The 9,971-nt window shown below is 60.0% G+C and carries 10 protein-coding genes; all 10 read left to right on the top strand.

Annotation, left to right across the window (positions count from 1 at the left end):
• A partial coding sequence (locus tag ACH2EH_RS18180; protein WP_395143824.1) for a discoidin domain-containing protein occupies positions 1–257 on the top strand: 257 nt, incomplete at its 5' end.
• A 139-nt stretch (positions 258–396) separates the two neighbouring features.
• Complete coding sequence (locus tag ACH2EH_RS18185; protein ID WP_395143826.1) at positions 397–1,080, top strand: phosphoadenylyl-sulfate reductase; 684 nt, start codon at positions 397–399, stop codon at positions 1,078–1,080.
• 192 nt (positions 1,081–1,272) lie between these two features.
• Positions 1,273–2,850 carry a nitrite/sulfite reductase gene (locus tag ACH2EH_RS18190; RefSeq protein ID WP_395143828.1) on the top strand — a complete coding sequence of 526 codons (1,578 nt, stop codon included), beginning with the start codon at positions 1,273–1,275 and terminating at the stop codon, positions 2,848–2,850.
• A gap of 141 nt (positions 2,851–2,991) precedes the next feature.
• Positions 2,992–3,888, top strand: coding sequence for a sulfate adenylyltransferase subunit CysD (cysD, locus tag ACH2EH_RS18195; RefSeq protein WP_395143830.1), 897 nt, complete (start codon positions 2,992–2,994; stop codon positions 3,886–3,888).
• Positions 3,889–5,424 (top strand): sulfate adenylyltransferase subunit 1, encoded by a 1,536-nt coding sequence (locus tag ACH2EH_RS18200; protein ID WP_395143832.1) that lies wholly within the window; start codon positions 3,889–3,891, stop codon positions 5,422–5,424.
• A gap of 69 nt (positions 5,425–5,493) precedes the next feature.
• Complete coding sequence (locus ACH2EH_RS18205) at positions 5,494–6,201, top strand: winged helix-turn-helix domain-containing protein (RefSeq protein ID WP_395143834.1); 708 nt, start codon at positions 5,494–5,496, stop codon at positions 6,199–6,201.
• Positions 6,202–6,209: 8 nt separating this feature from the next.
• Complete coding sequence (locus tag ACH2EH_RS18210) at positions 6,210–8,309, top strand: molybdopterin oxidoreductase family protein (protein ID WP_395143836.1); 2,100 nt, start codon at positions 6,210–6,212, stop codon at positions 8,307–8,309.
• Positions 8,310–8,454: 145 nt separating this feature from the next.
• Complete coding sequence (locus tag ACH2EH_RS18215; RefSeq protein WP_395143838.1) at positions 8,455–8,973, top strand: hypothetical protein; 519 nt, start codon at positions 8,455–8,457, stop codon at positions 8,971–8,973.
• 174 nt (positions 8,974–9,147) lie between these two features.
• Complete coding sequence (locus ACH2EH_RS18220; RefSeq protein ID WP_395143840.1) at positions 9,148–9,789, top strand: bifunctional precorrin-2 dehydrogenase/sirohydrochlorin ferrochelatase; 642 nt, start codon at positions 9,148–9,150, stop codon at positions 9,787–9,789.
• Positions 9,786–9,971, top strand: a 186-nt coding sequence (locus tag ACH2EH_RS18225; RefSeq protein ID WP_395143842.1) for a uroporphyrinogen-III C-methyltransferase, incomplete at its 3' end; no start/stop codon positions are given. The genes ACH2EH_RS18220 and ACH2EH_RS18225, both read left to right, overlap by 4 nt.

Genomic DNA, 9,971 nt, shown 5'->3' on the forward strand with positions numbered 1-9,971 from the left:
TCTATACCACTCTGACCGAGCTGGAGCTGATCGGCACCGACGGCAAGGCAGACAATATATTTGATCTCCAACCTGTCACCTTCTGGCACACCGCCTGGAGCGTGGATAAAACGCCGCATCCCCATCAGCTTGTGGTGGATCTCGGCTCGGAGCAGACTATCGCTGGGATTCGCTGCCAGCCACGCCAGGACAACGACCACGGACGCATCAAAGCCTACCGGGTCTTTCTCAGCGCCACGCCCTTTCCCGGCCTCTGATCCCCGCCTGACGTGAAGGTCAGGGGCATCGCTTCGCTGCTGGCCTTCGGCCACGATGTCGCTCCGCGACTTGTTGCCGTTGATAAATTCTACTTTTCCGATTGCAATACAATAATTTAAGCGATACACTCCTCTTTGTATGTCTGAGCCACGCTGGGAAACTCTCGATGCCGTCGCGCTTCTTCACGAGGCGACGAAGCTCTACGGGAACGGCCTGAAGCTTGCCTGTAGCTTTGGCGCGGAAGATGTGGTGCTCCTTGATCTCATCGCCCAGAACAAGCTCCCCATCTCGGTGTTTGTGCTGGATACGGGCCGGCTCCATCAGGAGACCTACACGCTCTGGGAACGGCTGAGTGAGCGCTATGGGGTTGCCATCGCCGCCTACACACCTCAGAACGAGCCACTCCAGCAACTCTTGCAACTCAAAGGCCCCGGAAGTTTCCACCACTCCATCGAGAACCGGCGAGAGTGCTGTCACGTGCGAAAAGTCGAGCCGCTCGTCCGTGCACTGGCAGGAGCGACGGGCTGGATCACTGGCCAGCGCCGCGAGCAGTCCGTGACCCGTGCCAGCCTACCGAAGCTCGAAATTGACGACGCACACGGCGGAATCGCCAAACTTAATCCCCTTGCCGACTGGACCGAGACGCAGGTATGGGAGTACATTAAGACGCACCAGGTACCCTACAATAAACTCCACGACCAAGGCTTCCCCAGTATCGGCTGTGCTCCCTGTACCCGTGCCGTCCAGCCGGGTGAGGATCTGCGCGCCGGGCGCTGGTGGTGGGAAAACCCGCAGCAGAAAGAGTGCGGCCTACACAAGTAGATCGCCGCGAGAAAAATCGCCCCGATAAACCGGGGCGTCTTATTATCCTCATGCTTCGGACACAAAGGGCGTCCCGCCCATACAGAGTACCGAGCAAATTCGGTTATGGCCGGAACGGCCTTCGTGTCGCGAAGCGACAATAAGACGCCCCCCTACAACGGGGGCGAGACAACGGGGGCGAAAGACAAAATTATGAACGACGTTGAACGACTTAAAAAAGAAAAAGGCGGTCTGGAGGTCTGGAACGACCTTCAGCGCATCGCCACCGAAGGCTACGGCGGAATTGATGCAGACGATATGTTCCGCCTGCGCTGGCTAGGGCTCTATGAGCAGAAGCCCAAAGACGGTTATTTTATGTTGCGCATCAAAGTGCCTGGCGGTCAGCTTACCTACAAGCAGCTTATCGCCGTTGCCGAAGTCACCCGCGACTATGCCCGCAATATCTCCGACATCACCACGCGCCAGAATTTTCAGTTCCACTGGATGGCCCCCGCTGACTTCCGAGCGATCTTCGACATCTTTAGCGCAGTCGGAATCAGCACGCTCGGCGCGTGTGGCGATATTCCACGTAATGTTACCGGCTGTCCCGTGGCGGGCCTTGATCCGGGCGAGACATTCGATGCACAGCCCTATGCCCAGGCGATCCATGAGTATTTCTTAGGTAACCCGGAGTTCGCGGACCTGCCGCGCAAGTATAAAATCTCTATTACCGGCTGCTGTGAGCACTGCTCCCAGCCTGAGATCAACGATATTGCCGCCACCGCCGTGATCAAGAACGGTGAGAAGGGTTTCCATATTCGGGTGGGTGGTGGGCTCTCGACACGCCCGTTCTTGGCGCAGAAACTCAATTTCTTTATCCCCGCTGATAAGCTGGTAGACGCGTTTCGCGCCGTCACCGAGGTCTACCGAGACTCAGGCTACCGAGAGAATAGAAAGAAAGCGCGCATCAAGTTCCTCGTGGCGGACTGGGGCGCGGCGAAGTACGAGCAGGAAGTGCTTAAGCGCCTGAGCTGGGTTCCCGAGCCTGCGCTCACCGAGGCCGAGTGGCCCGAGCCGACCAATAACTTCCGCGACCACGTGGGCGTGCATCCGCAAAGCCAATCGGGTCTGTTCTGGGTGGGCGCAAATGTCCTGACGGGCCGCATGAACAGCGAGCAGCTCTTTGAGGTGGCACGCCTCGCCAAAGAGTTCGGCACCGGAGACACACGTACCACCAACCAGCAGAATCTGCTGATTCCTAATATTAAAGAGGCGGATGTCCCGGCGGTTGTCGCGGCTCTGGAGGCGATTGGCTTCCCGGTTGTGGCGTCCCCGATTCGCCGCGCCGCCGTGGCCTGCACCGGCAGCGAGTTCTGCAACCTCGCGCTCACCGAGACCAAAAATCTCATGTGGCAGATCGTGCGGCACTTGGACAAGACCGTCTCGCTGGACGAGCCACTTCGCATCAATCTCAATGGCTGTCCCAATGGCTGCGGCCAGCACCATATCGGCGATATCGGCCTTCAGGGCTGCGTGGTCAAGCTACCTGGCGGCGATAAAGTGGACGGCTACGATATCTCGCTGGGCGGTCGTTTGGGCCGAGATGCGAAGTTCGTGCGACCGATCTGGCGCAAAGTTCCCGCCACGGATATTCCGATTGCACTGGAGAATCTGCTCAACGGCTATCTCAACGAGCGCGCCGAGGACGAGGACTTTCCCAGCTTCGTGGACCGTGCCAGCGACGAGGAGCTTGGCTCACTGATGCGCACCGCGTTCGTGGAAGCGGCGTAGAAAGCGCCGCCCCGATGAACCGGGGCGTCTTATTGTCGCTTCGCGACACGAAGGGCGTACCGCCCATGGGCGCTTGCGCCCTTTGTGTCCGAGGAACGAGGACAATAAGACGCTCCCGTTCATGGGAGCGAGACAACCACTATGCTAGAACCCGCCCTTGCTACCCTTGAATCGGAAGCGATCTATGTTTTGCGCGAGACCTTCGGACAGTTTGAGCACCCTGTACTGCTCTTCTCGGGCGGCAAGGACTCGATCGTGCTGGCACATCTCGCCGCGCGTGCGTTTGCGCCCGCTCGGATTCCGTTTAAGCTGCTGCACATAGACACGGGTCATAACTTTGAAGAAACACTGACGTTCCGCGATAACTTAGCCCGCGAGCTTCGTGCGGACTTACTCGTACGCTATGTGGAGGAGAGCATTCAGGCAGGGCGCGTGACGGAAGAGCTTGGCCCGGAAGGGACACGCAACGCCCTCCAGACACGCACACTCTTAGATGCAATCGAAGAACTGAGAGCAGATGCGGCAGTAGGTGGGGCGCGGCGCGACGAGGAAAAAGCCCGCGCCAAAGAGCGCTTCTTCTCACACCGCGACCGATACGGACAGTGGGACCCGAAAAACCAGCGGCCTGAGCTGTGGAGCCTCTACAACGGACGAAAAGCGCCCGGTGAGCACTTTCGTATCTTCCCGCTCTCCAACTGGACCGAGCTGGACATCTGGCGCTACGTCAAGGCGCGCCATATCGCCCTACCGTCGCTGTATTTTGCGCACGAGCGCCGCGTCTTCAACCGACGAGGCACCTGGCTGGCGGAGTCCGAGCTGCTACCGCTACTTCCTGGAGAAAAAATAGAAACCCATCAAGTGCGCTTTCGGACAATGGGCGACATTACCGTGACGGGTGCCGTGTTCTCCGACGCCACCTCACTGGATATGATTATTGAGGAAGTGCGCACGTTCCGAGTAACTGAGCGCAGCGGACGAGGCGACGACAAACGCTCCGAGGCCGCGATGGAAGATAGAAAACGCGCGGGGTATTTTTAGGTGGAGCTTCTACGATTTTCGACCGCCGGAAGCGTGGACGATGGCAAATCAACGCTCATCGGACGGCTGCTTTTTGACTCTAAAGCCATCCCCGACGACCAGTACGAGGCGATAAAGCGCGCCAGTGGCGGCGATGCGGGCACAGTGGATCTGGCACTGCTGACCGATGGGCTGCGGGCGGAGCGGGAGCAGAAGATCACGATAGATGTGGCGTACCGCTACTTTGCCACGCCGCGCCGCCGGTTCATTATCGCCGACACGCCGGGCCACGCTCAGTACACGCGCAATATGGTCACCGGGGCTTCGACGGCGCACGCCGCCGTGATTCTGGTAGATGCTCGCAACGGGCTGCTGGAGCAGTCGCGCCGCCACGCGGCACTCTCGGCGCTGCTGCGCGTGCCGCACTTGGCAGTGGCGATCAATAAGATGGACTTGGTTGGCTTCGACGAAGGCATCTACCGCCACATTGAGGCGGAGTTTGCGAAGTTTGCCGCCAAGCTCGGGGTCACGGCGACGGCGATTCCTCTCTCGGCACTGGCGGGCGACAATGTGGTGGAGCGCAGTCAGAACACGCCGTTTTACACGGGGCCCTCGCTGCTGGAGTGGCTGGAGGGTCTGCCAATTGCAGAGACACGCGACAATGAGGCGTTTCGCTTTCCGGTGCAGTGCGTCATTCGTCCCCACCAGAACTTCCGGGGCTTTGCGGGCAAGATCGCCGAAGGGAGCATCCGCCCCGGTGATCCGATTCTGGCTCTTCCTTCGGGGAAGTGCTCCGTTATTAAAGAGATTGTGACGGCGGACGGCACACAAGCTCAGGCACTATCAGGCGAGTCCGTGGTGCTCACTCTCACGGATGAGCTGGATATTAGCCGAGGTGATCTTCTCACCACACCGGAGAATCCCCCCGCGATCGCACGGCGCTTTGTGGCGACAGTCTGCGTGCTCAGTGAGGCGGGGCTCGCGCCGGGACGACCCTACATCGCGATCCAGACTACGCGGCAGGCAGCAGCAGCCGTGGAGAAAATAGACTTCCGGCTGGCGGTCGAGACACTGGAGAAAGAAGAGACGAATCGGCTGGCACTCAATGAGCTCGGACAGGTGACGATTGCTCTCGCACAGCCGCTTTTTCTGGACCCTTACACGCGGAGCCGCGAAATGGGCGGTTTTTTGCTCCTAGACCCGGCGACCAGCGTCCCGATTGCGGCGGGAATGGTGACCCAGGTTCTACCCGAAACCGATCACGAGCGGGCCGCCGAGCCCTGGAACCGCACCGAGCGTGAGCGGCGGCACGGGCATCGGGGCGGCGTAGTCGTGGTTCAAGACCGAGCAGCAGCGGCGACGCTGGAGCGACGGCTGGCAGCGCAGGGCTGGCGCACGGCTTTTGCGGAACGCATCGAGTGGGGGGCGCTCGATGCGTTTATTACGAACGGTTTGATCCTCATCACCCTAGGCGAGCCGATGCAGTCTCTGGAAAGTCAGCTCGATGTCCTGCGCCTCCCGGACACGAACCTCATTGGCTTTGCTGAGGGAATCTAGCACCGAAATACCAACGAAACAATTCCTCGGTACTCTAATCTCTATGCATCGGATTGTGCGAGGGGCCTTTTGCCTTCGGTTCTGATTCTCTACCGCTCGATGGACGGAGGGCTACCTGCCCACATCGGGGTGCCGCTCACGGCTGCCGGTTTTGCAACATGCTCCCTGCCGTTTAGTGTCACCTCAGACGAGCTCTGTCAAGCGTTCCCACACGGCATGCCGGATCTGGTTGTCGCCGATTTAGGCAGCTCGGTGGATCTCTTTGCACTCCGTCATCACCGGCAGGTAATGAAAGACACCTGGGGCGAGACACTTCCCCTGCCGCCCTTAGTGGCGCTACTCAGCCGCTCACATTTCTATGAGCCGGATCTGCGCCTACTCATTGATGATTTCCTGCTGCCGCCCTACGACCCCGAGGAGCTCAAGCACCGCGTGAGCTTGCTACTGTTTCGGCGCCGCTTCATCGAGCAAGGCGACACACTGGTCTTTGCGGGCATTCGGCTCTTTCTAAGCCTAGGGCGCGCCACGACGCTCACGGGCACGCCGATAGATCTGACCCGACGTGAGTTTGATCTGCTGCGCTTTCTCATGAGCCACCGGGGCCGAGGCTTCACTCGCCTCCAGCTTCTGAATCATGTCTGGGGCATGGACTACGAGGGCGGCGAGCGCACCGTTGACATTCATATCCGTCGGCTCCGCACCAAGCTCCCTCCCGAAACCGTAAAGTGCCTCGATACGCGGCGCGGCTACGGCTACGGCTTCCGCGTGGATATTTAGTAACAAACATGATAAAAAGCGCAACCCAAACCCACTGTCCCTACTGCGCCCTCCAGTGCGGTATGCAACTCATCAAGCGCGAGGGCCTGCTTGATCTTGAAGTGGCTCCTCGAAACTTTCCGACCAATAAAGGCGGACTCTGCCAGAAAGGTTGGAGCGCCACCGAGCTTCTCACACACCCGGAACGACTCACGACGCCACTGATGCGCGATACCAAAGATGCGCCGCTGCGTCCGGTTAGCTGGGACGAGGCACTTACTCGGATCACGCAGGAGATTCAGCAGCTTCAACAGGCGCACGGAAAAGATGCTATCGGGGTGTTTGGCGGAGGCGGACTCACCAATGAGAAAGTCTATCTTTTAGGCAAATTCGCACGGGTTGCGCTAGGCACACGCCAGATTGACTACAACGGGCGCTTCTGCATGTCCAGCGCCGCCGCCGCTGGCAACCGCGCCTTTGGGATAGACCGTGGGATGCCCTTTCCGCTGGAAGACATTCCCAAGGCCGACACTCTCTTTCTGATTGGGGCAAACCCAGCGGAGACCATGCCGCCGCTGATGCAGTACTTCGATGCCCAGCGTCAGCGCGGCGGAGCGCTGATCGTCGCCGACCCGCGCCGCACGCCCACGGCGCAGAGCGCGACCTTGCACTTACAGCTCACGCCGGGAACAGACACGGCGCTCCTACTGGGCTTGCTGCATCTGATTCTCGCTGAGGGCTGGGCCGATTTGGACTATATCGCGACGCGAACCACCGGCGTTGCCGAGGTTCAGCGCACGGTTGCCGCCTACTGGCCCGAGCGCGTCGAGCGCATCACCGGCGTCCCGACGTGCCGCCTCCAGGAGGCAGCACGACTTCTGGGCGTGGCCTCCACTGCGATGACGCTCATGGCGCGGGGGGCGGAGCAGCAGAGTAAGGGCGTGGACAATGCGCTAGCCTCGATTAATTTAATGCTGGCGCTAGGGCAAGTGGGCAAGTTAGGGGGTGGCTGGGGCACGATTACGGGGCAGGGCAACGGTCAGGGGGGGCGCGAGCACGGTCAGAAGACCGACCAGCTTCCCGGCTACCAGCCCCTCACCAATCCGCAGGCACGAGAGCGCATCGCCGCGCTGTGGGGCGTCACTCCCGAGTCGCTGCCACAGCCAGGGCTCTCCGCCTACGAATTGCTCGATGCGCTGGGAACCGAGACAGGCCCCAAGGCACTGCTTGTCTTTGGCTCCAATCTCGTGATCTCCGCGCCGCGCGCCGCACATATTGAGGCAAAACTCAAGTCTCTAGATCTTCTTGTCGTCGCCGACTTCTTTCTTTCCGAGACCGCCCAGATCGCCGACATCGTACTGCCCGTGGCGCAGTGGGCCGAGGAGACCGGCACGATGACCAACTTAGAGGGCCGCGTGCTACTGCGTCAAAGAGCACAGCTTCCGCCCGAGGGCGTGAAAACCGATGCCGAGGTGCTGATCGCGCTCGCCGAGCGCCTAGGCCACGCCGAGCGCTTCCCGACCAGTGAGCCCGAGGCGGTATTTACCGAGCTGGGCCAGGCGACTTCCGGGGCACCTGCGGACTACTCGGGGATTACTTACGAAAAAATCCGCGCCCAAGACGGCGTCTTCTGGCCCTGCCCCAGCGACGATCCTAAGCACCCTGGAACGCCCCGACTCTTCACGGGAAATTTCGCGCATGCCGATGGCCGCGCACGCTTTCACGCCATCGCCCATAGCGCGTCTGCCGAGGAGCCCGACGATGCTTTCCCACTCTATCTGACCACCGGGCGCGTGATGCAGCAGTACCAGAGCGGTACCCAGACCCGCAGAGTAGCCTCACTCAACACAACCGCAGGCGAGGGCTTTGTGGAGCTACACCCCACCCTCGCACGGCAGTTTGGCATCGTCAATGGTCAGAGCATCAAAGTGATAACCCGGCGCGGTGAGGCCACTGTCCCGGCGCGGGTGACGGCCACCATACGCCCGGACACGATCTTTCTGCCATTTCACTACGCAGGCCGCCAGCGTGCGAATTTATTGACCAACCCTGCCCTCGATCCCACCTCGAAAATGCCCGAGTTTAAAGTCTGCGCCGCACGCATCGAGCCTGCGTTAATCAAAAATTAACCAAGCCGACGCAGTCAGGAAATACTGCCGAAATATTCCCACCATACCCTTTAGAGCATCAGGCAAGCGCAGACGCAAGCCGGGTGTTGAACAGATTTTATTGTGGCGAAGCTGCCCCCGACTGTCACGTTTGGAGGATCTTCGCATGTCCTTTCGGTTCTTCTTTCGTCAAGAGGCCTGGGACTGGTTCAAGCCCGCCACGGGCAGCAACCAGAACGCCTACACGTTCACCGGCGTTCAGCTCCGCTACGGTGTCACACAGACGACCAAGACGGGCGAGAGCAAGCTAGAGCTGCAATCCACGCAGCTCCTCGGACTAGCCACTCGCGCCGCCGCACCGGCTCCCTTGGGCGCACTTGGTTTAGGAGCGACCTATAAATCGGCCAACGGGAATCAAACCGGCAGCTTGTTTATCAAACAGCTCTACACCCAGAAGAAGCTCGCGAATGGAACCGTGGCAAAGCTCGGGCGTTTTGAGTTCGCGGAGGGCAACGAGACCGTTCCCGAGAACCCCAGCCTAGCCTGGGTGAAGAAGCAGCGCATCTCGGAGCGGCTGGTAGCAGGCTTTGGCTGGCCCCCCGTCGGGCGCGCCTTTGACGGCGTCCAGGTCAGAACAAGATACTCTGACGGGTCTGCTTGCCGCGCCGACAGCGGGTGTTTTTGATCTCGATGGGGCCAAAACACTCACCACGGTGCAGGTGCCCTCTGCCTGTTTTTGGCGAGTGCTCGATCCAGACCTACCCGATGCGCCTCGATGGCACGGAGCTTGTCGTCAGCCTTTCCAGTTAATACCATTAACCCTATTGGGATAGTAATATTTATGATACAGTGATTTGATATGGAGAGATCATCTCACTATCAGCCTGTCTACCTCGACCTGCGCGGCAAGCAAGTGGTTGTGATTGGCGGCGGCTTTGTGGCCGGAGAAAAACTCTCGGTGCTGTTTGCCAGCGGTGCAAAAATCCGTGTCGTCTCTCCCGAGCTCTCCGAAGAGCTACAACACTGGCATGCAGAGGGCCGTTTCGAGTGGTGGCAAAAGTGCTGGGAGCCCACCGACCAGACCGATGCGTTTGTGGCGATTGGAGCGACCAACGACAAGGCGATTAATCGTGCCGTTTTCGCCGAGGCCGATACGAACGGACGGCTGGGAAACTCTGTAGATGACCCGAAGTTCTGTAATTTTATACTTTCGGCGGTTGCTCGCTCCGGCCCGATGCAGGTCGCGATCTCGTCGGCGGGGTGTAGCCCGGCACTGGCCCAAAGAGTTCGCGAGCGCATTGCCCAAGAGATTCTGACCCCGGAACTAGGCGAGCTGGCAAGCTTTCTGGGGGCGTGGAGACCCGCCGTCAAGTCCGCGCTGCCCACTTACCAAGATCGCCAGAGGTTCTGGGAAGCCGTGCTGGACTCCGAGATTCCCGCGCTGATCGCTGCTGGGGAGCACGTCCAGGCCGCAGCGGCGATGAAAACGAGATTGGGATGAGCGGTTTTGTCTATCTGGTGGGTGCCGGGCCAGGCGATCCTGAGCTCATCACGGTCAAGGGACTCAAGGCGCTCCAAAAGGCAGATGTCGTGCTTTATGACCGTCTGATCGCGCCCGAGCTGCTGGATCATGCTCCTGCCGAGGCGGAGCGAATCTATGTGGGCAAAGATTTAGGCTCGCCG

This window comes from Armatimonas sp. (genome assembly GCF_043760365.1).
In the GTDB taxonomy this organism is placed as follows: Bacteria; Armatimonadota; Armatimonadia; order Armatimonadales; family Armatimonadaceae; genus Armatimonas.

What these genes read in the sequence shown, in the direction of transcription:
- ACH2EH_RS18185 (WP_395143826.1), top strand. Translation starts at nt 397, where the DNA reads ATGTCTGAGCCACGCTGGGAAACTCTCGATGCCGTCGCGCTTCTTCAC.
- ACH2EH_RS18190 (WP_395143828.1), top strand. Translation starts at nt 1,273, where the DNA reads ATGAACGACGTTGAACGACTTAAAAAAGAAAAAGGCGGTCTGGAGGTC.
- cysD (WP_395143830.1), top strand. Translation starts at nt 2,992, where the DNA reads ATGCTAGAACCCGCCCTTGCTACCCTTGAATCGGAAGCGATCTATGTT.
- ACH2EH_RS18210 (WP_395143836.1), top strand. Translation starts at nt 6,210, where the DNA reads ATGATAAAAAGCGCAACCCAAACCCACTGTCCCTACTGCGCCCTCCAG.
- ACH2EH_RS18215 (WP_395143838.1), top strand. Translation starts at nt 8,455, where the DNA reads ATGTCCTTTCGGTTCTTCTTTCGTCAAGAGGCCTGGGACTGGTTCAAG.
- ACH2EH_RS18220 (WP_395143840.1), top strand. Translation starts at nt 9,148, where the DNA reads ATGGAGAGATCATCTCACTATCAGCCTGTCTACCTCGACCTGCGCGGC.